General features: G+C 42.9%; 25 protein-coding genes. 9 read left to right on the plus strand and 16 right to left on the minus strand.

Features of this window, described 5'->3' with window-relative positions:
* Positions 1–24: 24 nt before the first annotated feature.
* From L4C39_RS12540 to argR, 4 genes are all read right to left on the minus strand, one after another.
* Entirely contained in the window at positions 25–465 is a 441-nt protein-coding gene (locus L4C39_RS12540; protein ID WP_017051163.1) for a universal stress protein, read from the minus strand.
* A 93-nt stretch (positions 466–558) separates the two neighbouring features.
* A complete protein-coding gene (locus L4C39_RS12545; protein WP_017051162.1) occupies positions 559–3138 on the minus strand; it encodes a TRAP transporter permease in 2580 nt (859 codons plus the stop codon).
* Positions 3139–3422: 284 nt separating this feature from the next.
* Complete coding sequence (locus tag L4C39_RS12550; protein ID WP_113799573.1) at positions 3423–4391, minus strand: TAXI family TRAP transporter solute-binding subunit; 969 nt, start codon at positions 4389–4391, stop codon at positions 3423–3425.
* A 324-nt stretch (positions 4392–4715) separates the two neighbouring features.
* Positions 4716–5186, minus strand: a complete 471-nt coding sequence (gene argR, locus L4C39_RS12555) for a transcriptional regulator ArgR (RefSeq protein WP_017051160.1) — start codon at positions 5184–5186, stop codon at positions 4716–4718.
* 356 nt (positions 5187–5542) lie between these two features.
* Between argR and mdh the strand changes: the two genes are divergently transcribed.
* Positions 5543–6478, plus strand: a complete 936-nt coding sequence (mdh, locus tag L4C39_RS12560; protein ID WP_017051159.1) for a malate dehydrogenase — start codon at positions 5543–5545, stop codon at positions 6476–6478.
* Positions 6479–6662: 184 nt separating this feature from the next.
* Here mdh and ispB read toward each other — a convergent pair whose 3' ends face one another.
* Positions 6663–7634 (minus strand): octaprenyl diphosphate synthase, encoded by a 972-nt coding sequence (gene ispB, locus L4C39_RS12565; protein ID WP_429746206.1) that lies wholly within the window; start codon positions 7632–7634, stop codon positions 6663–6665.
* Between the two features lie 268 nt (positions 7635–7902).
* On the opposite strand from ispB, the gene rplU reads away from it, so the two are divergent.
* The 6 genes from rplU to folA all read left to right on the plus strand — a co-directional run bounded on the left by rplU (position 7903) and on the right by folA (position 11865).
* Positions 7903–8214, plus strand: coding sequence for a 50S ribosomal protein L21 (gene rplU, locus L4C39_RS12570; RefSeq protein ID WP_017051157.1), 312 nt, complete (start codon positions 7903–7905; stop codon positions 8212–8214).
* A gap of 19 nt (positions 8215–8233) precedes the next feature.
* The gene (gene rpmA / locus L4C39_RS12575) at positions 8234–8491 is read left to right on the plus strand and encodes a 50S ribosomal protein L27 (RefSeq protein ID WP_017051156.1); all 258 of its coding nucleotides are present in this window, start codon (positions 8234–8236) and stop codon (positions 8489–8491) included.
* A gap of 231 nt (positions 8492–8722) precedes the next feature.
* Complete coding sequence (cgtA, locus tag L4C39_RS12580) at positions 8723–9895, plus strand: Obg family GTPase CgtA (RefSeq protein WP_017051155.1); 1173 nt, start codon at positions 8723–8725, stop codon at positions 9893–9895.
* A gap of 124 nt (positions 9896–10019) precedes the next feature.
* Positions 10020–10787, plus strand: a complete 768-nt coding sequence (locus L4C39_RS12585; RefSeq protein ID WP_017051154.1) for a threonine/serine exporter family protein — start codon at positions 10020–10022, stop codon at positions 10785–10787.
* Entirely contained in the window at positions 10769–11266 is a 498-nt protein-coding gene (locus L4C39_RS12590; RefSeq protein ID WP_029203212.1) for a threonine/serine exporter family protein, read from the plus strand. Before L4C39_RS12585 ends, L4C39_RS12590 begins: the two co-directional genes overlap by 19 nt.
* Before the next feature lie 71 nt (positions 11267–11337).
* Positions 11338–11865: a type 3 dihydrofolate reductase gene (gene folA, locus L4C39_RS12595; RefSeq protein ID WP_371730205.1), complete on the plus strand. Its 528-nt coding sequence runs from the start codon at positions 11338–11340 to the stop codon at positions 11863–11865.
* A 45-nt stretch (positions 11866–11910) separates the two neighbouring features.
* Here the strand turns inward: folA and apaH are convergent, their stop codons facing one another.
* The 6 genes from apaH to lptD all read right to left on the minus strand — a co-directional run bounded on the left by apaH (position 11911) and on the right by lptD (position 18697).
* A complete protein-coding gene (gene apaH, locus L4C39_RS12600) occupies positions 11911–12714 on the minus strand; it encodes a bis(5'-nucleosyl)-tetraphosphatase (symmetrical) ApaH (RefSeq protein WP_429746209.1) in 804 nt (267 codons plus the stop codon).
* Positions 12715–12734: 20 nt separating this feature from the next.
* A complete protein-coding gene (gene apaG, locus L4C39_RS12605) occupies positions 12735–13115 on the minus strand; it encodes a Co2+/Mg2+ efflux protein ApaG (RefSeq protein WP_017051150.1) in 381 nt (126 codons plus the stop codon).
* Between the two features lie 71 nt (positions 13116–13186).
* Positions 13187–14002, minus strand: a complete 816-nt coding sequence (rsmA, locus tag L4C39_RS12610; RefSeq protein ID WP_017051149.1) for a 16S rRNA (adenine(1518)-N(6)/adenine(1519)-N(6))-dimethyltransferase RsmA — start codon at positions 14000–14002, stop codon at positions 13187–13189.
* The gene (gene pdxA, locus L4C39_RS12615; RefSeq protein ID WP_017051148.1) at positions 13999–14991 is read right to left on the minus strand and encodes a 4-hydroxythreonine-4-phosphate dehydrogenase PdxA; all 993 of its coding nucleotides are present in this window, start codon (positions 14989–14991) and stop codon (positions 13999–14001) included. The genes rsmA and pdxA overlap by 4 nt, the downstream gene beginning before the upstream one ends.
* The gene (surA, locus tag L4C39_RS12620; RefSeq protein WP_429746212.1) at positions 14991–16280 is read right to left on the minus strand and encodes a peptidylprolyl isomerase SurA; all 1290 of its coding nucleotides are present in this window, start codon (positions 16278–16280) and stop codon (positions 14991–14993) included. The genes pdxA and surA overlap by 1 nt, the downstream gene beginning before the upstream one ends.
* Before the next feature lie 74 nt (positions 16281–16354).
* A complete protein-coding gene (gene lptD, locus L4C39_RS12625) occupies positions 16355–18697 on the minus strand; it encodes an LPS assembly protein LptD (RefSeq protein WP_429746214.1) in 2343 nt (780 codons plus the stop codon).
* A 152-nt stretch (positions 18698–18849) separates the two neighbouring features.
* Here lptD and djlA point away from each other — a divergent pair, with 152 nt between their 5' ends.
* Together djlA and L4C39_RS12635 are read left to right on the plus strand one after the other, a co-directional pair.
* Positions 18850–19695 carry a co-chaperone DjlA gene (gene djlA / locus L4C39_RS12630; RefSeq protein ID WP_371712016.1) on the plus strand — a complete coding sequence of 282 codons (846 nt, stop codon included), beginning with the start codon at positions 18850–18852 and terminating at the stop codon, positions 19693–19695.
* A gap of 13 nt (positions 19696–19708) precedes the next feature.
* Complete coding sequence (locus L4C39_RS12635; protein ID WP_261888571.1) at positions 19709–20245, plus strand: DUF924 family protein; 537 nt, start codon at positions 19709–19711, stop codon at positions 20243–20245.
* Positions 20246–20276: 31 nt separating this feature from the next.
* Here L4C39_RS12635 and L4C39_RS12640 read toward each other — a convergent pair whose 3' ends face one another.
* The 5 genes from L4C39_RS12640 to leuA form a co-directional block, all read right to left on the minus strand.
* On the minus strand, positions 20277–21056 hold the full coding sequence (locus L4C39_RS12640) for a DUF547 domain-containing protein (RefSeq protein ID WP_429746216.1): 780 nt from the start codon (positions 21054–21056) through the stop codon (positions 20277–20279).
* Positions 21057–21207: 151 nt separating this feature from the next.
* Entirely contained in the window at positions 21208–21810 is a 603-nt protein-coding gene (gene leuD / locus L4C39_RS12645; protein WP_429746218.1) for a 3-isopropylmalate dehydratase small subunit, read from the minus strand.
* 12 nt (positions 21811–21822) lie between these two features.
* On the minus strand, positions 21823–23238 hold the full coding sequence (gene leuC / locus L4C39_RS12650) for a 3-isopropylmalate dehydratase large subunit (RefSeq protein ID WP_429746220.1): 1416 nt from the start codon (positions 23236–23238) through the stop codon (positions 21823–21825).
* A 15-nt stretch (positions 23239–23253) separates the two neighbouring features.
* Entirely contained in the window at positions 23254–24345 is a 1092-nt protein-coding gene (gene leuB / locus L4C39_RS12655) for a 3-isopropylmalate dehydrogenase (protein ID WP_113799557.1), read from the minus strand.
* An 83-nt stretch (positions 24346–24428) separates the two neighbouring features.
* Positions 24429–25976 carry a 2-isopropylmalate synthase gene (gene leuA / locus L4C39_RS12660; RefSeq protein WP_113799555.1) on the minus strand — a complete coding sequence of 516 codons (1548 nt, stop codon included), beginning with the start codon at positions 25974–25976 and terminating at the stop codon, positions 24429–24431.
* Between the last annotated feature and the right edge of the window lie 562 nt (positions 25977–26538).

The following is a 26538-nucleotide window of genomic DNA, read 5'->3' on the forward strand; positions in this document are numbered from 1 at the left end:
GATCTTATATCGATAGAGATCATGTTACGAGTTCTGCGGTTTTACCACTAACACATTGATAGGTGAGTTTTGCACGACTTTACTCGCCACCGATCCTAGTACGACTTTGTCCATTCTTGACCGTTTATGGCTTGGCATAATGATTAAGTCGGCACCAAGTTTTGCTGCATACTCAAGGATGGTTGAGTATGGTTTTCCTTCAGCAACATGAACTTTGTAGATAACTTCATCATCGATATGTTGATCAGCAAAAGCTTTCAGCTGGTTTTTAACATCTAGCTTCATCTTGTGAGCCGCATCTTTAGGGAAGTAAGTCGCGACCATAGACATATGAATGCCAGGTAAAACATTCAATAGGTGAACTTCAGCGTTAGAGTGTTTCGCATGCCAAACCGCTAACTCAACGGCTTTATCTGAAAAGCCTTTATCATTTAAATCGACAGGAACAAGGATTTGTTTATACATTATTTATTCTCTTTAAATTGTGCAGCTAACGCTAATCGCTAGCTGCCGCCAATATCCTTTCCAGTAAGAAAGCCGATAGTACCACTTTCTCTATTAAGCGCTTAGTTCATCCTTACGAGCGCGTCTACGTTGGTTTAAGCCTAGTCCAATAAGAAGAAGTAGGGCAGGAACAAAAACCCACTCTTTCATCGGTCTATCTGCATCTTGAATAATGGATTTAATCTCCCAATCGAAATCAATACCAGAAGACTCCGCAGGGCTACCAAACTCAACCATATCAACAATCATTTTGCCATCAACCTGATTTAGCATTAGGCCCATTGACGAAATTCGCTCTTCTGCGCTTACCGCGTAATCATCAAATGGTAGGCGAACCGTTTTCTCAGAGTAGTCGCCTTCAAGGTTTTCACCAGCAACTCTCAGCTCAAGTGATTGTCCTACATTTAGTTTTTCAGTAATTTGAGCTATCTCAACTCCTGGCGAAAGAACTTTTGCAGGGTAAACCATGTCCCACCAAAAACCTGGGCGGAAGAAGGTGAACGTTAGTGCTAATAATAGGACGGTTTCCCACCATTTATTACGTGTAAACCACCAACCTTGTGTTGCGGCCGAGAAAATCAACATTGCAACGACAGATGAGAAGATGGTTAACGCTAAATGCCACCATGTATCAATGCCCATCAAGAGGAGTTGTGTATTAAACACAAACATAAATGGAAGAATGGCCGTTCGAATATCGTAGGTAAAACCTTGAATACCGGTTCGAATTGGGTCTGATTTTGCAATCGCAGCAGCCGCGAACGCAGCTAAACCTACAGGTGGCGTATCATCGGCTAATATCCCGAAATAGAACACAAATAGGTGGACCGCAATGAGTGGAATGATCAGCCCGTGAGCGGCACCTAAAGTCACAATTACTGGCGCCATCAAAGTAGACACAACGATGTAGTTTGCCGTGGTAGGCAACCCCATGCCCAGCACTAAGCTAATAACCGCAGTAAATAGCAGCATTAAAATGATGCTTCCGCCAGAGATGAACTCAACAAAGTCGGTCATGACTAAGCCGATACCAGTCAGCGTTACAACACCGACAACCGTACCCGCAGCGGCAGTTGCGACACCAATACCGATCATATTACGAGCACCAGAGACTAAGCTTTCGAGTAGATCGATGAATCCGGCTTTTACTTGCTCATTGATATCACCCGTTTTAGACATTAGAGCAATTAATGGACGTTGAGTGATCAAGATGAAAATCATGAACACGGTTGCCCAGAATGCAGATAACCCAGGAGAAAAACGCTCAACGGTTAAACACCAGACTAGAACAACAATAGGTAACAGAAAGTGCAAACCAGATTTCACGGTTGGGCCGGGATCGGGTACTTCAGTTAGCTCAGCATTAATATCCATGCCACCTTCCGCTGCATACTTTGCGGATACGCGGATCAGAGCCACATACGAGAGTAATAAAGCAACGGTCACAATCGGGGTTGCTGCCGCGCCAAATACATCTTTCGTCCAACCGACGCCGTAGTAAACCGCAGCACTTATTACACATAAACCAAGGATGGTTCCGGTGAAAGAGAGCAAGCTTTGGATAATTGTTGGTGTGTGGCGACGAGGTAGCCCGGTCATACCTGCTTTACAGGCTTCTAAGTGAACAATATAAATCAGAGCAATGTAAGAAATTAGTGCTGGAAGTAGAGCCGCTTTGATCACTTCTACGTAAGAAATACCCACATATTCCACCATTAAGAATGCAGCAGCACCCATGATTGGTGGTGTTAATTGCCCGTTTGTGGATGCGGCAACTTCAACTGCTCCCGCTTTTTCGCCAGAAAACCCGACACGCTTCATTAATGGGATCGTAAACGTACCAGTGGTGACTACGTTTGCAATTGAAGAACCAGAAACAAGACCGGATAAACCAGAAGCGACAACGGCCGCTTTTGCTGGTCCGCCACGCATATGACCAAGCAGTGAGAAGGCCACTTTAATGAAGTATGCACCTGCACCTGCTCGCTCTAGCATCGCGCCAAAAAGAACAAATAAGAATACAAAAGAGGTTGAAACACCTAGCGCTACGCCAAATACACCTTCAGTGGTTAGCCATAGGTGAGACATCGCTTTATTCAAGCTTGCCCCTTTATGGGCGATAACATCTGGCATGTGAGGGCCGCCAAATGTGTACAGTAGGAATACAGCTGCTACCACCATTAACGGTGGACCTAAAGCTCGACGAGTGGCTTCTAAAAGTAGAACCATTCCTGTAACGGCAGCAACGATATCAAAAGTCGTCGGTGCGCCTGAACGGTCGGCTAATTCGCTATAAAAAAGGTAGATATAAGCCGCTGAAAAACTACCTGCTAGGGCTAGTAACCAATCGACCGCGGGAATGCTATCTCGCGGTGAATTTTTCATTGCAGGGTAGGCGGTGAACGCCAAGAAAATAGCAAAAGTGAGATGGATTGAGCGTGCTTGAGTATCATTAAGTACGGCAAAATCAAAAATAAATGGCAGTGGTGATGCATACCAAAGTTGGAATAGCGACCAACAGAGTGGTACAAACCATAAAATTCTCCCAGAAAGACCGCTCGGGTTTCGCGCACCGGTGTCGGATTGGGCCACCATTTCTTGCACATCTGGAGACGGTGTGTTTGTCTGCGTCATGTACTTTATCCTTATTCTTGATGGTCTAGACTCATCGTTCACGACTTAGAATTCTATTGAGCACCTATCAGTGTAGTAAATAGATGAAAATTTGCTCTGAGTTTCGACTTGTCTTGGGTTTATAACGAAGGTTGGTTTTTCAAATTTAGAAAACCAAAAGTAGTTGTGTTTTGCCGTTATAGTAATTGGAATTAAATTGGCAAAAAATATCTCTGCATTCATCATGCGGAGTAAACAAATAAGGAGGCTGGAGCCTCCTTATTTTAGACGATGACTTGAAAATATTACTTCAAAAGACCGACTTCTTTGTAGTATTTAACCGCACCTGGGTGAAGAGGGATAGATAGACCAGCTTTTACCATCTCTTCTTTCTTCAGGTTTGCAAACGCAGGGTGAAGACGTTTGAAGGTATTAAAGTTTTCAAATACTGCTTTTGCAACATTGTAAGCAACTTCATCAGGAACGTCCGTCGTTGTTACCATCGTTGCGGCAACACCAAAACTGTTTACGTCACCTTCTGTACCGCGATACATACCTGCAGGTACATTGCTGTAGGCGTAGTAAGGGTTGTCAGCAACAATCTTGTCAATTTGAGGACCCGTAGCTGGAACTAGCTTCGCATCACAAGATGTTGTTGCTTCTTTGATTGATCCGTTCGGGTGACCAACCATGTAGATGAATGCGTCAATTTTATTATCACATAGAGCTTGTGAACGCTCAGAACCTTTAAGTTCAGACGCTAGTTTGAAGCTGTCGTTTGTCCAGCCCATCGCATCCATGACAACGCCCATTGTTGCGCGATCACCAGAACCTGGGTTACCGATGTTTACACGCTTGCCTTTTAGATCTGCAACGCCTTCGATACCAGCATCTGAACGAGCAATGATGTTGAATGGTTCTGTGTGAAGAGAGAACATTGCACGCAGTTTTTTGTACGGACCTTGCTCTGCAAATTTACTTGTACCGTTGTAGCCGTGGAACTGCCAGTCAGACTGAACAACACCAAAATCAAGCTCACCCGCACGCATAGTGTTAACGTTGTAAATTGAGCCACCAGTAGATTCTACTGAACAACGAATGTTGTGCTCTTTACGACCTTTGTTCACTAATTTACAAATAGCACCGCCAGTAGGGTAGTAAACACCAGTTACTGAACCTGTACCAATTGTGATGAACTCTTGTGCGTTAACTGCACCAGCACCAATTACTGCAGCTGCAATAGCGCTGACTTTAACAAGTTTGTTAAATGCCATGAATTTTCCTTCCTTATTCATTGTTAGTCCTGAAACAAGTGTAGCTGCTTCTGGAGTTTCCTATCTAAAAACGGCACCTTTTTCAATCCATCTGTTGAAAAAGAGGCTGAATAATAGCAAAAAATTGGTAGATAATTACAAGAATGTTAAAAGTTATAGCTAAATAGTCTAAGTGTATAACAAGAAAATAGCAGAAATGCGATGTTGAAATTCGATGAAAATCAATAACTTGAATTTAGCATGAGACTAGGAGATGAATAGCGTAAGATGTGAGCTAGGTCACAGCGAAAGAGTCTCACAGTGACCTATATAAGAATCAAATAGTTAGCCTGCGTAATCAAACAGATCGCATACTGAGTCGAATAATTGCTCAGTGGTAACGTTGAGAGTTGGAGTAATGAAAATAGTATCATCTCCAGCTACGACACCTAAAATGCCTTCTGACTTACCTAAAGAATCAAGTAAGCGTGCGATAAGTTGAGCGGCACCTGGTCCGGTATGAATAACAACAATCGCATTGTTATGATCAATATCGAGAACAAGTTCACGTAAGGAGCTTGATACCGTAGGGACACCCAACTCAGCAGGTAAGCAGTACACCATTTCCATTTTGGCATTGCGTGTACGAACTGCTCCAAACTTGGTAAGCATCCGAGATACTTTCGATTGGTTGATACTCTCAAAACCTTCATGTTTTAGAGCGTCTACGATCTCACCTTGTGAGCCAAATTTCTCTTCTTTTAGTAAGGCTTTGAAAGCTCGAACTAAGTTATCTTGTTTTTCTGTATTGCGCATAGTTCTGTCTTATATCCCGCTGAGAAAACACATATATCCACAGCCGCGCATTCTGACATAGATATGAGGGATTAACCAAACTATCCCTGAAATCTGTTATTAATATCACTGTAAAACCTTTATAAAATGCTTCTTTCCGTTCGGTGGTATTCCGTTGTGAGATTATTAATTTAAGTTCATAATCTCGTTCTTCTGTGTAGCACGTTTTTATTGCCTATATATTGGTTTGAGCGAGGTCGCAAAGCTGAAGTTAATTGATTGTAATCAGTATGTGATTACTATAATTTTCTATTCATCCAATATACAAAAAACCTACAAATATATTTATAAGAGATCCATTCTCAAGGAGAACTATAATGAAAGTTGCTGTTATTGGTGCCGCTGGTGGCATCGGTCAAGCTCTAGCCCTACTACTTAAGAACCGTCTTCCTGCTGGTTCAGATCTAGCCCTTTACGATATCGCTCCGGTTACACCTGGTGTTGCTGCTGATCTTAGTCATATCCCAACTCCTGTATCGATCAAAGGTTATGCTGGCGAAGATCCAACTCCTGCTCTTGAAGGGGCTGATGTTGTATTGATCTCTGCAGGTATCGCTCGTAAACCTGGGATGGATCGTGCGGATCTTTTTAATGTCAATGCCGGTATCGTTAAGTCTCTGACTGAAAAAATTGCACAAGTTTGTCCAAAAGCTTGTGTTGGTATCATTACAAACCCTGTAAATACTACGGTGCCTATTGCCGCTGAAGTGCTTAAAAAAGCGGGTGTTTATGATAAGCGCCGTTTATTTGGTATCACGACTCTTGATGTGATCCGTTCAGAAACTTTTGTTGCAGCACTGAAAGATAAAGATCCAGGCGATGTTCGTGTTCCTGTTATCGGTGGCCACTCTGGCGTAACGATCCTTCCTCTTCTTTCTCAAGTAGAAGGTGTGGAATTTAGCGATGAAGAAGTGGCTGCACTGACAAAACGTATCCAGAATGCGGGTACTGAAGTTGTGGAAGCTAAAGCGGGCGGTGGTAGTGCGACACTTTCAATGGGACAAGCGGCTTGTCGTTTTGGTCTTGCTCTTGTCAAAGGCTTGCAAGGTGAAGAGAATGTCATCGAGTGCGCTTATGTTGAAGGTGAAGGCGAACATGCTCCATTCTTCGCACAACCCGTTAAGCTAGGTAAAGAGGGTGCAGAAGCAATCTTAAGCTACGGTGAGCTGAGTGAGTTTGAAAAAGCAGCACTAGACGGCATGCTAGAAACGTTAAATGGTGACATTGCGACAGGTGTTGAATTCGCTAAATAGCACTAAAAGATAGCTTTCTATATTGGAAGGCAGTTATTGAATTGAAGTCGGCCTATGGTCGGCTTTTTTATTTTGTGTACGCTAAAAATAAAAAAGCCTATATGACCTCACTGGTGAGAGGTCATATAGGCTTTTTTGTATTTCGAATGACAAAGGAGCGTTTGGTTACGCCTCTTAACTGAACTTACTTGGTTCGATTCACGGCTAAATGAGCAAGGGTAATTAACGCCTGCTTATATTCAGACTCAGGTAGAATCGAGAGTTCAAGAATCGCTTTGTCTGCTTCTTCATGTGCTTTATCAGTGGTGTATTCCAAAGCGTCGGTTTGCTTCATTGTTTCTAGAATTGCATCTAGCTTATCTATGCCATTGGATTGCTCGATAGCTTCTTTAATCATTTCAGCTTGCTCTGGGTTTCCGTGGCGCATTGCGTAAAGCAAAGGAAGAGTAGGTTTGCCTTCTGCAAGGTCATCCCCCACATTTTTTCCCATATCTTCGCCATCAGAGGTGTAATCCATCACATCGTCAATCAGTTGGAATGCAGTGCCTAGGTATTTACCGTAGTTTTGCAAGGCGACTTCAATTTCAGTAGAAGAATCAGTCAAAATGGCCCCAATCTGAGTCGCGGCTTCAAAGAGGCGCGCGGTTTTAGAGTAGATGACCTGCATGTAACTCTCTTCAGTGGTATTGGGATCGTTACAGTTCATTAATTGCAGAACTTCCCCTTCCGCAATGACATTCACCGCTTCACTCATGAGTCCAAGGATCTTTAGTGATCCTAGCCCTGTCATCATCTGGAATGAACGGGTATAGATGAAGTCACCGACTAAAACACTAGCAGCATTACCAAAGGCGGCATTAGCGGTTGCTTTGCCACGTCGCATGTCTGACTCATCAACAACATCGTCATGCAGCAAGGTTGCTGTATGGATGAATTCAATAAATGCGGCCGCTGTCGTGTGCGCTTCTCCCTGATATCCCAAGGCTTTTGCCGATAGTATCGCAAGCAGTGGGCGTAGGCGTTTGCCACCGCCACTCACAATATAAAAGCCTAATTGGTTGATTAAACTTACATCAGAATTGAGTTGAGCTTGAATTGTTTCATTCACTTTTGCCATATCATCGGCAGTAAGCGTTTGGATAGCTTTAAAATCCATTATATACCCGGCTGAGGTTAGACCCTGTAAGGTTTATTTGTTCTATTTAATTTACGAATAGTACACTAAAAAACGTTGATTAATACATCACTAAAGGGCATGATTGCCGCACTTTTCTTTGGCGATTAGCTTTTCGCCAATTATTTTAAAATATGGCTTGTCATAGACGTATGGTTCACGTAGAATCTGCGCCCTATTGATTAGTTTAGCGCACACCCGAGTTGTTCAAATAACAACCATAGGCTGTGCGGAAAAAGCGGAGTAAAATATGTACGCTGTTTTCCAATCTGGTGGTAAACAACACCGAGTAAGCGAAGGTCAAACCCTTCGTTTAGAGAAATTAGACGTTGAAACTGGCGCAACAGTTGAATTTGATAAAGTTCTACTAATTGCAAACGGTGAAGAAATCTCAGTTGGCGCACCTCTAGTAGAGGGCGGTAAAATTACTGCTGAAGTAGTACAACACGGTCGTGGCGATAAAGTTAAAATCGTTAAGTTCCGTCGTCGTAAGCACTCTCGTAAGCAGCAAGGCCACCGTCAGTGGTTCACTGAAGTGAAAATCACTGGCATCAACGCTTAAGTATTAGGAGAGTTCTACAATGGCACACAAAAAAGCTGGCGGTTCTACTAATAACGGCCGCGATTCAGAAAGCAAACGTCTTGGTGTTAAGCGTTTTGGTGGTGAATCTGTTCTTGCAGGTAACATCATCGTTCGTCAACGTGGTACTAAGTTCCACGCTGGCACAAACGTTGGCATCGGTAAAGACCATACTCTTTTCGCTCTTACTGAAGGTAAAGTGAAATTTGAAGTTAAAGGTCCTAAAAACCGTAAATTCGTAAGCATCGATTCTGAGTAATTCTTAGTTTCAAGCTGAATTCAAAAGCCCTGCCTTTAGGCGGGGTTTTTTATTTATAGAGAGAACAAAAAGTAAGATCACTGCTCATAATGATGAGCTTATCTTCCTTTTTGTTCCTTTCGCAGGTGAACAATAGTTTTGAGGTGATCGATCTATTGATTCTCGGATCTGCTAGAATTTATATCATGCTTAGTTGGATGATATTGCAACGCACAAAATGCGGAGTAAAAGATGAAATTTGTTGATGAATCGACAGTAAAAGTAGAAGCGGGCGACGGCGGTAGCGGCGTTGTTAGTTTTTGGCGTGAAAAATTTGTTGCTAAAGGCGGCCCTGATGGCGGCGATGGCGGTGATGGCGGCGATGTTTATATCCAAGCTGACGAGAACCTAAATACTCTTGTTGACTACCGTTTCGAACGTTTCCATAAGGCTGAGCGTGGCACTAATGGTAGCGGCGGTAACTGTACTGGTAAGCGTGGTAAAGACAAAGTATTACGCGTACCTGTTGGTACTCGTGCTGTTGATATCCACACCAATGAAGTGGTGGGTGAAGTTGCTGAACACGGCAAAAAAATCATGGTTGCTAAAGGCGGCTGGCACGGTCTAGGTAACACTCGCTTTAAGTCGTCAGTGAACCGAGCTCCTCGTCAGAAGACTTTAGGTACTAAAGGTGAAGTTCGCGAACTGCGGTTAGAGTTATTGCTACTGGCTGATGTTGGTATGCTAGGTTTGCCTAACGCAGGTAAATCAACCTTTATTCGTTCTGTATCAGCAGCGAAACCAAAAGTCGCCGATTACCCATTTACTACGTTAATTCCAAGCTTGGGTGTGGTGAGTGTCGTTCCTGAGCGTAGCTTTGTTGTTGCCGATATCCCGGGTCTAATTGAAGGCGCTGCTGACGGTGCCGGTTTGGGCATTCGTTTCTTGAAGCACCTTGAACGTTGCCGCGTTCTTCTGCACATGATCGATATCATGCCAATTGATCAATCAGATCCTATTCAGAATGCACTGACGATCATTGATGAGCTAGAGCAATACAGTGAAAAAGTGGCAGAAAAACCTCGCTGGTTAGTGTTCAACAAAGTTGACTTAATGCCTGAAGAAGAAGCTGACAAGATCATTCAAAGTGTTCTTGATGCTCTTGGTTGGGAAGATGAGTACTTCAAGATTTCAGCAGTAAACAAGCAAGGCACTAAAGAGTTGTGCTTCAAGTTGTCTACCTTCATGGAAAATCTACCTAAAGAAGCATTAGTGCTAAGTGAAGACGAAAAAGTTGACTTCATGTGGGATGATTACCATAAAGATGCGATGAGCGGTAAAGACGTCGTAACGGAAGATGACTGGGATGATGAAGATTGGGATGACGAAGAAGATGACGGCCATGTTGTCTACGTTCGTGACTAACTTCAGCTAGTTGACTAAAGCCGCAATGTGAATTGCGGTTTTTTTGTATCTATATCATATCCCGTAAGCTATTTTTCATGCAGACTACTGCTCTTATTGAATAATTGGCCAAATGGAAGGATTCATGGCATCAAAACAGAGAGCAACGTCGCGATTGATTGCTCAAGCAGGGCAAATGTTGTTGGCTCACGGAGCTGAAAGCGCATTAGTTGGTGACATTATGCGTCGAATTGGACTCGCAAGTGGAATGGATGAAGTGGAAGTCGCGCTTTCCGCTAACTCACTTGTGGTAACAACTATGATGGATGATCACTGCATCACAACAACCCGAAGTTGTCCTGATCGTGGGATCAACATGCGAGCGGTCACTCAGATCCAAAGGATCTGCATTATGCTCGAAAAAGGCATTGTAGATTACTCCCTTGCTCAGAAAAAACTGAATGAGATAAGTCCCGAGCGTTATAACCGTTGGCTTGTCGTACTCATGATTGGTTTATCTTGCGCTTCATTTAGTCATTTGGCCGGTGGTGACTGGTCTGTTTTTGCGATGACATTTCTTGCTTCTTCCTCTGGAATGATTGTTCGTCAAGAGATCGGGCATCGACACTTTAACCCTCTAATGAACTTTGCCGCGACGGCTTTTGTGACGAGTGCTATTTCAGCCCAAGCCGTATTGTATAACATTGGTAATCTGCCTGAGATTGTCATGGCTTCTTCTGTATTAATGCTTGTTCCCGGTTTTCCGCTGATTAATGCCGTTGCCGATATGCTTAAAGGGCATATTAATATGGGCATTGCACGATTTGTTATGGCGAGCTTATTAACCTTAGCCACAAGTTTAGGCATTGTTGCAGCAATGAGTTTAACCGGAGTATGGGGGTGGGTTGGATAATGGATTATCAATTGATGGATTTACTTCTCGGACTGCTGAACGATATGTTTTTTGCCGCTATTCCTGCCGTTGGCTTTGCATTGGTGTTTAATGTGCCGCAGAAAGCATTAATTTACTGTGCGCTTGGTGGCTCTATTGGCCACGGAAGTCGCTATTTAATGATGCAGTTCGGTATTCCTATTGAGTGGGCCACCTTTTTTGCAGCCACCATTGTCGGCATGGTAGGTGTCCATTGGTCGCACAAATTTTTAGCTCATCCTAAGGTGTTTACCGTTGCGGCTTTGATTCCTATGGTTCCTGGAGTCTTCGCATTTAAAGCGATGATTGCTATGGTTGAAATTAATCATATGGGGTACACCCCTGAACTCGTCGCCACTTTAATGGAAAACTTTTTGAAGGCGATGTTCATTATCGCAGGTCTTGCGATTGGATTAGCGGTACCAGGGTTGTTATTCTATCGTCGCAGACCCATTGTGTAATCGTATAAAGATTTACCCAATGAGGGAAATAGGTATAATCTGTGTCTCAGAAATTGTAGGGGTATAGAGTTGTGAAAATTAGCTTAATTGCAGCTATGGCTCATGGTGGAAAAATCGATAAGGAAAACGGCTTTTTACCAGAGTCAGGTGACAGAATAATTGGCAAAGAGAATGCCATGCCATGGCATTTGCCTGCTGATTTTTCTTGGTTTAAAAAGCACACTCTAGGTAAGCCAGTAATCATGGGGCGAAAAACTTACAACTCAATCGGTCGTCCTCTACCGGGAAGGTTGAATATAGTTATAAGTAGAGATCCTGAACTAACTATAGATGGAGTAACAGTAGTTACTTCAACTGAAGATGCTCTCAAAGCTGTTGGAATAGTTGATGAGGTTATGGTTATAGGTGGCGGTTCAATATATGAATCCTATCTTCCTATAGCAAATAAATTGTACCTAACATTCATTGAAGCTGAAATTGAAGGGGATACGCGTTTTCCTAATTGGGGATCCGAAGGATGGGTTTGCGTTGAAGATTATTATTACGCCCGTGATGATAAAAATTTATTCGACATGCATTTTGTGATATTAGAGCGTTAACGATACTTGCTTTATTATGATATAAAGCAAGTAATATCTTAAACTTTAGTTAGCTGGCTGAGTAAAAAATTGTTTATCTTCCCATCTGATCATAGTTAAGTGACCACCCCAAACACAGCCTGTATCTAACCCGATGACATCCTCTCCAGAGTATCCTTCAAGTGCAGCCCAGTGACCAAACAGAATAGGCTTTTCAAAGGCGACTCGTTGTGGAAGTTTGAACCAAGGCATAAGCTTGTCGTCATTGAGTTCATTAGGGGGGAGTTTACACTCCATATCTAAACTCATGTCATTAAAGCAGAAACGCATTCTGGTATAAGCGTTAATAATGTAACGGTAACGCTCTATTCCTATAAGTTTGTCATCCCATAAGTCGGGTTTGTTATCGTACATATTCGTGAGTAACCAACGCCACTGGTCACTAGATAACACCTCTTCCACCTCTTTGGCAGCTGCTCTTGCCTGTTCCAAATTCCATTGTGGTGAGACGCCAGCATGGCACATAACAAATTCATCATGTTCAGCTAAAAGAGGCTGTTTACGTAGCCAATGGAAGAGCTCATCTTTATCAGGGGCATCAAAAATATCGGCTGTTCTATCTTTTTCCTTGATCGGATGTATACCAATTGAGATTGCGAGAAGGTGGAGATCATGATTACCAAGCACCACTTTGGCTGCGCTACCTAGTGATTTTACGAATCGCAATGTTTCAAGTGATTTTGGACCACGAGCCACAAGGTCACCCGCAAGCCAAAGCGTATCTTGATTCGTGTCAAAAGAGACCGTATCTAAAAGCTGACGTAATTCATCGTAGCAACCCTGTATATCTCCAACGACATATGTGGACATAAATGGCTCTCTATCTGGCGTTAATTTAGGATGTTGGGAATCGCTAAGCGGAATGGATCAATTTCAGCAGCAAACTCTTGCCCGTGCTCATCACGCATGATGTATTTTCCTTGCATGACTCCAACAGGGGTTTCAATTGCCGTTCCGCTGCTATAGCTATACTCGTCGTTTGCATCAATAAATGGTTGTTGGCCAACCACACCATCCCCTTCAATCACAAGCTGCTTTCCATTGGCATCGGTGATCAGCCACTGACGGCTAATAAGTTGAACCGTTTGAGTGCTGAGGTTTCGGATAGTCATTAAATAAGCAAATACGTAGCGTTTCTGTTCTGGCTGAGATTGCTCTTCAATGTATCTGGTTTGAACTTGGCACTTTATACAAGGGATGGATACGTCCATGTCATTCTCCTATAAAGGGGATTGCTAGCCGATAGAAAAAGGGTTCTAAATCTAATTTAGAACCCTTTATTTTAATTTGAAACGGCGTGATTATCTTCAAGCCAGTTTGCCATATCAACAAACTGTTTTAGCGTTAAATTCTCTGGACGCATACTAGGGTTAACGCCCAACTCTTCCAAAATTTCTGTACTAAGAAGTGTTTTGTAGCAATTACGAACCGTTTTACGACGCTGGTTGAAACCTTCGCGACATACGCGATCTAACCATTTTAGGTTCTTCGCAGGGTAAGGTAACACTTCGTATGGCATTAAGCGCACGACAGCTGAATCCACTTTTGGTGGTGGGATGAATGCCGTTGGCGGCACTTCCAGAACCGGAACCACTTTACAAAAGTATTGTGCCATTACGGTTAAACGACCATAAGCTTTACTGCCAGGGCCGGCCGCTAAACGGTTCACCACTTCTTTTTGTAGCATGAAGTGCATATCTTGAATATCTTTATGAAACTCAAAGAGATGGAACATTAGAGGCGTTGAAATGTTGTATGGCAAGTTACCAAAAATACGCAGTTTGTTATTTGGTTTCACTAACTGTTCAAAATCGAAACGCATAGCATCACCTTCATGAATGGTCAGTTTATCTGCCAATTCAGGGTGGTTGCGAAGGCGTTCTGCGAGGTCTCGGTCAAGCTCGATAACTGTAAATTTATCAACTTCACGACCAACAGGCTCAGTGATGGCACCAAGTCCAGGACCAATTTCCACTAGGTTTTGACCTGGAAGTGGGTTGATAGCTGATACGATACCGTCAATGATATAAGGATCATGAAGGAAGTTTTGACCAAAACGTTTACGCGCTTTGTGTCCTAAGTGGACATCATTTCTCATTGTTTATTCTCTACTAATTCAATCGCGTGCGTGAGCGCTGTTCTAAAGCTCCCTGTATCCGCTTGGCCTGTCCCAGCCAAATCTAAAGCAGTACCGTGGTCTACCGATGTTCTGATAAAAGGCAGTCCAAGAGTAATGTTTACTGAGCGACCAAAGCCTTTGTATTTCAATACAGGCAGTACTTGATCGTGATACATTCCTAAAACAGCATCTGCATCTTGCAAATACTTGTCATTAAAGATGGTGTCTGCTGGCAATGGACCAATCAAATTTATACCATCTTGTTGTCGAATTTTATCTAGCGTTGGAGTGATCGTTTCGATCTCTTCACGTCCTAAACAGCCATCTTCTCCTGCATGCGGGTTTAAGCCACACACGTAGATTGATGGGTTTTCTATAGCAAACTTCTCGACTAAATCTTGATGCAAAATCTTGATGATTTTCTCAAGGCGTTCTTCCGTGACCGCTTTCGAGACGTAAGCGAGTGGGATATGAGTTGTAACCAGTGCAACTCGCAATCCTTCGGTCGCCAACATCATCACCACTAGTGGTGTATTGGACTTTTCAGCAAAAAACTCAGTATGGCCGCTAAAAGCGACGCCAGCTCGGTTAATTACTCCCTTGTGAACAGGGCCGGTGACAATAGCATCAAATTCATCATTCATACAGCCTGTAGCGGCTCTTTCTAATGTATTTAATACGTAATGTCCATTCGCTTCATCTAAAGCTCCGGCGACGACAGGTGCCGCCAAGGGTAGATGATCAACAATCAAAGAGCCTGCTTTTTGTGGCTGAGCGGCTAACGTTGAGTCATAATCGATGAGTTCAACATCAATATTTAGCTCACGAGCTCTTTGATTTAATAAGTTTTTATCAGCACATACGACAATTTGATGAGTCCAAGATTCTCGTGACAATGCAAGTACGAGATCTGGTCCTATACCTGCTGGTTCACCAGCGGTTACGACTATGCGTCGAGTAATTGCCATTATTGCTCCTTAGCTTCAGCCATTTCAACAAATGCACTCGCACGAATTTCTTGCATCCATGCCCCTGCTTCTTCGTTAAATTTGCGATTGAAAAGGATGCGGTATGCTTTGTTTTTCAATGCTGCATCGGTTTTGTCGACTTCTCTGCGATCAAGAACTTCCACAATATGCCATCCATGAACCGTTTTAAATGGTTCGCTGATTTTGTTGACTGGCAATGTTTCTATTTGATGTTTGAATTCTGGAACATAAAGATCTGGCGTTTGGTATCCCAGCTCACCATTTTGAGCAGCAGAACCAGGGTCTTGGCTATATTGTTGAGCAAGATCTGCAAATGTAGCTTCTCCAGAATTGATACGTTGCGTGATGTTTAATAGCTCTTTCTTAACACCTTCATCGCTAAGGATTAAGGTCGGCTTAATCAATATATGACGAGCATTCACTTCCGTAACGGCAACAGTCTCTAGCCCTTTAATGTCTTCAATTTTTAGGATATGGAAGCCGACACCACTTCTAAATGGGCCGATGATGCTGCCTTTATTCTGTAGCTTAATTTGATCGGCAAAGATCGTTGGCATCTCTTCTTTACGCATCCAACCCCAATCACCGCCTTGTAGCGCTTTTGGGCCTTTAGAGTAGGTGTAAGCCATTGTGCTGAAATCAGCGCCATTCGCGAGTTTTTCTGCAAGTTGATTTGCTTGTTCTTTGATCTCTGACTTCTCTTGCTGGTCATTAAATCGTAGCTGAATATGGCCAATTTTGTATTGTACGGTTGCATTCGTTTCTTGAGCTAGGATATTCGCAAGGTTATCCACTTCCGCTGGAAGAATGTTAATGCGGCGGCGAACCAGTGCATTACGCGCTTCACTGGCTGCGATTTCTTTACGAACTTGCTCGCGAAACGCAGGGTAGCTTAACCCTTCAGCCGCAATAGAAGCGCTGAGTTGTTCAATGGTTTGGTTATTCTCTTTTGCAATTTCAGCAATCGCTTCGTTCAGACGGTTATCATCAATACGAACCCCAATACGATCGGCTTCTTGGGTTTGAATTGTATCGAGAATGAGTTTCTCAATAACCTGTTCACGTAATACAGCTTCGCTTGGTAACGTTTGGTTGTTTTTCTTCGCATTGGCACGCAGTGTCTTCAGTGATGCATCAATATCGCTCTGCAATACGACACTTTCATTGACAATAACCGCCACTTTATCAAGCTCGACAGGGGCAGCATTCGCTTGTGCCATATTAAGAGTTGCCAATAGACTCAATAGAGTACATTTCCACGATTTCATTCAAAGTCTCATTTTGTTGGGGCTTACCTCATTAGAAGTAAGCCAAAATAGTAATTTAGTTAATACTTAGAGCATTAATTGTTTAGATAAAAAGGTCTACCGTAAGTGATCGCATTATCTGAAGTATCAATATCTCTTAATTCAGTTCGGGCTGAGCTGTTGGTTGCAAAACCTTCAATACCAAAGTTGATGCCAATGTTGTTTTCATAATCAGGTTTTGAGCCTTCAGAGCCAATGACTGCTTTATTCCAGCCTCGAATCTGATTTGAGTAAGTGAAGGCGATATACCAACAATCAGAGCGGTAACGCAAATTGGCTAGCCACTCAAGTTCCACATCTTCAGTCAGATCATGGTAATACTGACCGCTAATCGTCCATTTAGAATCAATATTGTAAGCGCCTAATATCCCAGCTTGAGATATACCATCTTTTGTCACTTTGTTTAGGTCAGTAAACTCAATGGTATCTTCAATGTACTCTTTGGTTACGTAGCGATAGTTTGTCTGGATAAAGCCCTTTTTAAATTGGTATTCAAAAGTGCTGTTAGCCAGTTGCATTGAACCTAAGTCAATGTCGTACTGCATGCCACCATGATAAAATAGGAAGTCATCATAGTTAAAATCGGTTTCAATCGCCCATGATGAATAGTTGGATGATGACTCTTCATTCGACGCGATTTTAGTGGTCTTATCGATGTAGTAAATCTGACCAAATGAGATATTCAGACGCTCTTTGTAGCTCTCATCAAAAAAGCGAGTACTTGCGCCATAGCTGACTTGGTTTGCGGGTGCGACTTTATCAACACTGCTGTATTTACGACTGCGGAACAGTCCGTAATAGTCGGTTTGTAGCAGAGTTGTATCGTAGTTATAAATATTGGTTTGATCTTCATCTGGTACATATAAGTATTGAACTTGTGGCTCTAAACTTTGTACATAGCCATCAAATATTTGAGTTTCACGCTCTAGATAAATTCCTGCATGAGTTCGAAACTCTGGAATGACGCGAGAAACTCTCTCATCTAAGCTATTTTTTAGATTGTTGGTATCTTGTGTGATGCTATCTAGATCTTGCTGATAGTAGGTTGCTAAGACTCGAGCTTCGGTTGTCCAACTCGCCCATGTATTTGATAGGGGAATGGTAATTCCGGGCTCTATATGAGCACGAGTAGCCGATGGTTTGGCTTTGTCATTAGTATCAAAGCGGCTAACTTGACTCTTTAGATCAAAGTTAACGTAGTTCCCCCAAAGAGGTGTGTAATAATTAAAGCCAACCTGCGGCAGTAGTCGGTAGGGTGAACTATCGTCAACTAAGACTTGGAAGTCACGAACTTGCAGCGACATATCCCAAAATTGTGAACGATAAAATACCGCGCCTTCTTGCATGAGTTGGCCATCTTCACGCTTACCAATATCAGAGTCTAAATCACGGAAATAATCGTTATCACTGACTTGAGAGTAGTCTGCCATGACCCTCCAGTTGCTATTGATAATACCGTCGTGTTTATATTGAAAAGCCCAACGCTCACCTGGGTCGGTATATTTTCTATCTGAACCTAAATATTCGGTTTTGATCTCGCCTTCACCAAATCCATCGGTTAGGTAGCGGAAGTCAGCATCAAACTTTGTTCCACGCTCTTGCATATAAAGCGTGGTAATGGTGGCATCATAATCCGGAGCAATATTCCAATAAAATGGCATCTCAAATTCAAAACCATCACTAGAACCATAAGCGATGCTTGGGAATAAGAAGCCCGTCTTTCTTGTATTACCGATTGGTACCGTTATATAAGGGGCATAGAAAATAGGGACATCGAGCACTTCAAATCTTGGGTGATAGAATGTGGCACTTTCTTCGTTTTGATCGACTTTGATTTCAGATGCGACCATGCGCCACGAATTGTCACCATCGGGACATGAGGTGATAGAACCGTCTTGTAATTGGTAAACCGCTTTACCTGTTTTTGAGATATAAACGGCATCCCCACGACCTTGTTGGCAAACAAAGTTATATTGAGTATTTTCTAATTCAAACTCATTGCTGGCTAAATCGCTAGTTACGCGGGCCGAATTGGCTTCAAATTGCCCATCAGTAAAATGCACGTTACCTTCAGCTATTGCAATGTTATCTTGTTGATGCAGTGTGATTTTATCGGCAGAAATAACCTTCTGGCCTTGAGTGATTTTGACGTCACCAGAGTATGAAGCTTTATCGCCATTAATCGCTTCTAAGCTATCGGCAGTGACAACAATAGGCTCTTGATTCGCATTAGAATTGACAGAAGAGTCGATCAAACATTGATCTGTAGAGGGCATTTCCTGCACACTATCAGTTGCGGTAGTTTCTGCCTGGGCGGTTGGCACTAACAAAGCGGCGCTAATAGAAGCGGCTAAAAAGGTGCGGGAAAAACATTGCATTGAATTGAACTATCCTTTGTCACTAACTTAGCGGTTGTTTAACATACAACCGAAATGAGAAAAAATTATCTCCCTTATGATAAAGGAAATAAATGCATCCAGCACTATAAGACCACATTACTCCTAAAAAATTCATAGATAGAGAACACATAATGCAGATTTTTGGCAAAATTCTTGGCGCCTTTTTTGGTTTTTTATTTGGTGGCCCGTTGGGCGCCATGTTCGGACTTTTTCTAGGTCATCAATTTGACAAAGCTCGTCGCTTAAATCAGGCCGGCTTTAGAACGGCTGGTTTTGGTTCAGGGCCAAGCCAAGTGGAGCGTCAGAACGAGTTCTTTAAAGCCGCATTTTCGGTGATGGGACATGTAGCAAAAGCAAAAGGCCAAGTTACACGTGAAGAGATCCAATTGGCTTCAACCATGATGGAGCGCATGAATCTTCATGGCGAACAACGGAAAGCGGCGCAAGATGCATTTCGTGATGGTAAAGAGTCAGATTTCCCTTTAGATGAAGTGCTACAACGCGTCCGTGTTTCGACGGGAGGGCGTTTTGATTTAATGCAGTTCTTCTTAGAATTGCAAATCTCCGCCGCATTTGCAGATGGTCAACTAGATCCGAGTGAGCGCAGTGTTTTACATAAAATAGCGCAAGGTCTTGGATTTTCTGCTGAACAACTAGAACGTCGTTTGCACATGCAAGAGGCCGCGTTTCGTTTTCAGCAGGGCGGTGGTCAACAAGGTGGGCATGGCCAGCAAGGTAATTGGCAACAAGCCTCACAAGCAAGTCAATTGGCAGATGCCTATAATGTACTAGGTGTGAGTGAAGATGCTGAGCCAAAAGAGCTTAAACGTGCTCACCGTAAACTGATGAACGAACATCACCCTGATAAGTTGATGGCGAAAGGCTTACCACCAGAAATGATGAATGTTGCAAAAGAGAAAGCACAAGAGATCCAAAATGCTTATGACTTAATTAAAAAAGTGAAAGGTATTAAATAGCAAGGAGCTATCTATGTATAAGGATGTACTGACGTTTTGGTTTGAAGAGTTGACTCCCGCAGATTGGTTCAGTCGTAGTGATGAGCTGGATTCTTGTATTCAGCAGCGCTTTGGGGGTTTGTTGATTCAAGCTGCTCAAAGTGAGTTGTTTGACTGGAGGGATAGTGCGGAAGGGCGTTTAGCAGAGATCATTGTTCTTGATCAGTTCTCGCGCAATGTATATCGAGATACTGCACAAGCGTTCTCTGCTGACCCACTTGCATTAGGATTAGCTCAAGAGGCGATTGCGCAAGGCTGTGATCAACAACTGACGGCGATTCAGCGTAGTTTTTTATACATGCCTTTCATGCATAGTGAATCATTAAAAATTCATCAACAAGCGGTGACGCTGTTTGAATCGAATGGTCTTGAAGGGAACGTTGAATTTGAACATAAACACAAAGTGATTATTGAGCGTTTTGGGCGTTACCCTCATCGTAATGATGTTTTAGGTCGCCCTTCAACGGCTGAAGAGGTTGAGTTTTTAACCCAACCGAACTCTCGCTTTTAATGGTTGCAGTCGTACGCTCATTCTTTCGTACTTACTTTTTATTTAGGTTCCAATCGTAGTCGTAAGTGATCTTTCCTTTGAAATCGGCAAGATCATTTCGATAGGTAACTAAGTGCTTAAATAATACCTCTTCTGAACCAAAATCCTCAATGAACCAGTCATATATCGAAGAGAGCTGTAAGTTCTTACCTTGTCGCAAGACACCTTTGTCACTATTAATGTATTGAGTCGCTGCGAGCTCAAGCAGTTGTTCGGCATTGTCGGCGCGGAATGCTGTAGCTTGTAAATTTGGACAACCTAAACTGGCGCAATTAACGGCATAATGGGTACGTGGATCTTGCCAGATTGGACGCAAGATTCGGTGTTCAATATCATTTAAGGTCAACGTTTTTCCTGCAACCGTCGTGATGTCCTCTCCCCAAGGTCCAAAACTGAAGAACCCACCAAGCTTGGTTATTGACTCTATCGGGTAATTTTCGATGATGATGTTGACGGTTAGGGCGTTATAGAAGTTGATCCAATAGGCATATTGTTCGTCTTTTGAATAGTGGCGAGGATCCAGTGATGCGAGTTGCTTTAGATAATTCGTGAGTTTGTTTTGATCGGCAATAGTCACTTTGTCATACGAAAAAAGGGTGTTTTCACCTTCAACGCTCAAGTATTGATTTAAAATCTCCTGCCAAGATTGATGAGGTATTTTGGCTGTGTTTGTTTCGTCACTTTGATTCCAATAAGACCACAAGTCAGATTTTGGCGCCGCAAGGCTAGAGGTGGAGAAGAGAATGATGAGGATGGATAAAATGTATTTCATTGAAGGCTCCACTAGAAATTTGAATGATACAGCTTAACTTATCAGACCTTGTCGCTTCGTATTATATTTCAAGTTAAACAAGAAAAAGGTGAGCCACATACATGGCTCACCTTTATCGCTATTCTTACCTTTAAAACGATGACTGAATTATCTATTTTAAAAAGTTAGGAATAGTGGTTTCGTATTGATCAATCTTATCCGCGTGTTGCAGCGTTAAACCAATATTATCTAACCCATTTAATAAGCAGTGGCGACGGAATTCATCAATCTCAAAAGAGTATTGCTTACCATTCGCTGTGACTAACATGGCTTCCAAATCTATTGTAACTTTAGCCCCTTCGTTTGCTTCGATAAACTGGAATATTTCATCGACTTCAGATTCCGTTAAGCGAACGGGTACCATTTGGTTATTGATGGAGTTGCCGTAAAAAATATCAGCAAAGCTTGGGGCGATCATCACTTGGATGCCGTAATCCGCGAGTGCCCAAGGTGCGTGTTCACGCGAGGAGCCGCAACCAAAGTTTTCACGAGCAAGCAGAACCGTAGCGCCTTGATAGCGAGGGGCATTCATCACAAACTCTGGATTAGGTTGTTCACCTGCATCATCAAGAAAACGCCAATCGTGAAATAGGTGTTTACCAAAACCAATGCGATTTACTTTTTGTAAAAATTGCTTTGGTATGATGGCATCCGTATCAATGTTTGCCGTATCTAAAGGAACGACTAGACCTGTATGTTGCTTAAAACCTGACATAGTAAATTCCTTTTATGCGTGTTCAGTAATGGTGCGAATATCAACAAAGTGACCCGCAATTGCGGCAGCCGCAGCCATCGCTGGACTGACTAGGTGAGTTCGACCATCACGGCCTTGGCGACCTTCAAAGTTACGATTAGATGTTGATGCACAACGCTCCTGTGGGCCTAATCGGTCGTTGTTCATGGCAAGACACATAGAACAACCCGGTAGACGCCATTCAAAGCCAGCTTCTTTAAATATCACATCCAAACCTTCTTTTTCTGCTTGTGCTTTTACTTGTTCAGAACCTGGAACAATCAGAGCTTGCACATGAGCCGCCACTTTATTGCCCTTGGCTACAGCCGCCGCCGCGCGCATGTCTTCAATACGTGAGTTAGTACATGAGCCAACAAATACTTTATCGACATTGTAATCAGACAGAGATTTACCCGCTTCAAGCCCCATGTAAGCTAATGCTTTTTCAGCAGACGCTTTTTCTACTGGGTCAGCAAAACTCTCAGGTGCAGGGATTGGTTGATCAACGGCAATCACTTGGCCCGGGTTTGTGCCCCAAGTCACTTGCGGTTTAATCTCTGAGGCATCAAGGGTGACTACCGCATCAAATTCTGCGTCATCATCCGTTTTTAGTGAAGACCAGTACTCGATAGCTGCCGTTAAATCTTCCCCTTGAGGTGAAAATTTACGGTCAGTGATGTAATCAAATGTGGTTTGGTCTGGTGCAATTAAACCGGCTTTAGCGCCTAGCTCAATTGCCATGTTACATACCGTCATACGACCTTCCATCGTTAGATCGGTAATGGCTTCACCGCAAAATTCAACCACGTAGCCTGTACCACCCGCAGCGGTTGTTTTGCCGATGATGGCAAGAACGATATCTTTTGCGGTAATGCCTTCAGCAACTTTGCCTTTAACTTCGATTTTCATGGTTTTAGCACGCGCTTGTTTTAGCGTTTGTGTCGCTAATACGTGCTCAACTTCAGAGGTACCAATACCAAAAGCCAAAGAACCAAATGCGCCGTGGGTTGCTGTGTGTGAATCACCACAAACAATCGTCATACCCGGTAAAGTGATACCAAGCTCTGGCCCCATAACATGAACAATACCTTGGTATTTATGGTTGAGATCGTAAAGGGTTACGCCAAACTCTTCACAGTTTTTAGACAGTGTTTCCATTTGGATACGAGCCATTTCACCAGAGGCATTAATGTCTTTGGTTTGGGTCGATACGTTATGATCCATGGTTGCGAAAGTTTTACCGACTTGGCGAACTTTACGGCCTTTTTCACGTAGGCCATCAAACGCTTGTGGTGAGGTCACTTCGTGCACCAAATGGCGATCGATGTATAAAATTGGGTTTTCACCTTCTGCTGCAACGGCAACATGGGCATCGTAAATTTTTTCGTATAATGTTTTTGCGTTAGACATTGCTTCTTCCTTGAATTACGAATTCAAAATGTATTCAGCGATTTTATCGCCCATTGCTGAGGTCGTTAGGGCTGGCTTATCACCGGCTAGATCCGCCGTAAGTTCCCCAGCTGACAGCGCTTTAGATACGGCAGCTTCAATGCTTTGTGCTGCTTCTTCTTCACCTAGGCTGTAACGTAACATCAGTGCTGCAGATAAGATCTGAGCTACTGGGTTTGCGATGTTTTTACCTGCGATATCAGGCGCTGAACCGCCAGCAGGTTCATACAGACCAAAGTTGCTTTCATTCAAACTTGCAGAAGGAAGCATTCCCATTGAACCTGTGATCATCGCGCACTCATCAGAGATGATGTCACCAAAGATGTTTGAACACAGCATCACATCAAATTGAGAAGGATCTTTGATTAGCTGCATGGTCGCGTTATCAATATACATGTGGTTTAGTTTTACATCTGGGTAATCTTGAGCGATCTCTTCGACCACTTCACGCCATAAAATTGAGCTTTGTAGAACGTTGGCTTTATCGATTGAGTAGACGTTCTTATTACGTAGACGAGCCGACTCAAAAGCAATTTTGGCGATGCGTTCAATTTCATAACGGTGATAAATTTCAGTATCAAATGCTTTCTCGTTTGGCCCTTCGCCTTCACGACCTTTTGGCTGACCAAAGTAGATACCACCAGTCAGTTCACGAACCACCACGATATCAAAACCACGCTCTGAAATGTCTGCACGCAATGGAGAGAAGTTTTCTAATCCTTTATGGATCTGGGCTGGACGAAGGTTACAAAACAGTTGGAAATGCTTACGTAAAGGTAGTAGAGCACCACGTTCCGGTTGATCGTTTGGTGGAAGGTGCTCCCACTTAGGACCACCAACAGAACCAAATAATACGGCATCAGATTCTTCACAGCCTTTCACAGTACTTTCAGGAAGTGGACAGCCGTGGTTATCAATCGCAATACCGCCAACATCATGTTGTTCGCGAGAGAATGAAATCGCGTGTTTTTTCTCAATGGCATCCAGTACTTTATGCGCTTGTTCCATCACTTCTGGGCCAATACCATCGCCCGGTAAAATGGCAATCTTGTATGTTTTATTCGTCATGTTAATCCTTTAATCTTTTTATTTAACTTGGTCAGCCAGGGGAGAGTTTACTTCCTCTGACTTAAAATTATTGTCTGCTTCTTCTAAACTGCGGCAATCTTCTTTTGTTTCATTTCAGCAATTTGATCTGCTCGGTGAATGCTATTGATTACATGCAGTAGTGCTTGGCCAGACGCTTCGATAATATCGGTCGCTAAGCCAGTACCGTGATATTTACGACCTTTATAGTTAGCAATGATATCGGCTTGGCCTAAACCATCCTCACCCTCACCTTTCGCGGTTAGGTGGAACTTGTCCAATACGATTTCGTAACCCGTTAATTTGTAAATACACTGGTAAAGAGCATCAACGGGACCATTTCCGACAGCGGCTTCGCATTTTTCTTCATCACCACATAATAACTTGATGCTGGTGGTCGCCATGACACTGCCTGATTGCACACTTAGATAGTTCAGCTTATAGAAATCATCTTCATCACGAAGGTTAGCGAAATGCATTAATGCTTCTAAATCATAATCAAAGACTTGGCCTTTACGGTCGGCCAGTTTCACGAAATCAGCGTAAAGCGTATCGAGGTTATACTCTTCTTCTTTGTAACCCATCCCATCCATGTGGCTCTTAACAGCTGCACGGCCAGAACGACTGGTTAGGTTCAACGCTTGGTTTTTCAGACCAATCGACTCTGGAGTCATGATCTCATAAGTATTTTTATTCTTAAGCATGCCATCTTGGTGGATACCAGAAGAGTGGCTAAAAGCGTTCGCCCCAACAATGGCTTTATTGCTTTGAATTGGCATATTGCACAGTTGACTGACTAGCTTGCTGGTGCGGTGGATTTCATCATTTTTAAGCCCTGTTCGAACCCCTAGAAACTCAGAACGGGTTTGAAGGATCATTGCAATCTCTTCTAATGAACAGTTACCCGCACGCTCGCCAATACCATTGATGGTGCCTTCTACTTGGCGAGCCCCGGCTTGAACCGCCGCAATAGAGTTAGCAACCGACATGCCTAAATCATCATGGCAGTGAACCGAAATGATGGCTTTATCGATGTTCGGTACGCGGTTGAATAGCTGCTGGATAATGCCACCAAACTCATTAGGAACCGTGTAGCCAACCGTATCTGGAATGTTGATGGTGTTAGCGCCAGCATTAATCGCCGCTTCAACCATGCGGCAAAGATTATCGATCGGTGTACGACCAGCATCTTCGCAAGAAAATTCCACATCATCGGTATAGTTACGAGCGTGTTTTACCGCTTTGACGCCCATCTCGACAACGTCATCATAGCTGCGACGAAGCTTATCTTGAACATGAACCGTCGAGGTTGAAATAAAGGTGTGAATACGGAACGCTTCTGCCACTTTTAACGCTTCGGCAGCGGCATCAATATCTTTGGCGACAGCACGAGACAAACCACAAATACGGCTGTTTTTGATATTTCTCGCGATAGTTTGGACGGATTCAAAATCGCCAGGTGAAGAGACTGGAAAACCGGCTTCGATTACATCGACACCCAGTCGTTCAAGCGCATAGGCAATTTGCAGTTTTTCTTTCACTGTCAAACTGGCGGAGAGTGCTTGTTCGCCATCACGTAATGTGGTGTCGAAAATGATGACTTGATCGTTCATGAGTGCTTCCTTCTTCCGATGTAGACCGTTTACTTCCATAGAATAATTTTAAGGTAATCGTTGGTTTTATATGCGTAGCACGCTTAAATTTTTACCGTTATAAAAAAACCCGCATCAAGTGCGGGTTTCTAGAAATTGTGTACATATTCGCCGTTCACAACCTACCCGCGTGCATTGCTCACGATCAGGAGGAGGTTCAGTAGAAGTGGCGAAGTTAACATCATTACACAAGTATCCTTAAAATTTGTTAACCACATATTTACCGTAAATTTCATTAAGCGTCAAACAAGAAAATCTATTATCCTCCTCACACTTAGAAGGGAATCTTTGCAATTGACTCTTGTGGGTGCTTTATTTGGTGTTTTATGCTGATTATTCCAATGTCTTCCTGCTGATGATGTCACGTGATTTTATATATGCAGGTTAATATTTTATATGTAGAGTTGGTTTATTGTTAACAAGAGAAAGAGAGGAAAATAGACGATAGGCGTGTTGAGTTAATGACCACTAAATTAACATTGTCCGTTTCTATGAGCTTGGTTCTATTAATTAATCATTTGAT

Source organism: Vibrio clamense (assembly GCF_050337905.1).
Lineage (GTDB): Bacteria > Pseudomonadota > Gammaproteobacteria > Enterobacterales > Vibrionaceae > Vibrio > Vibrio cortegadensis.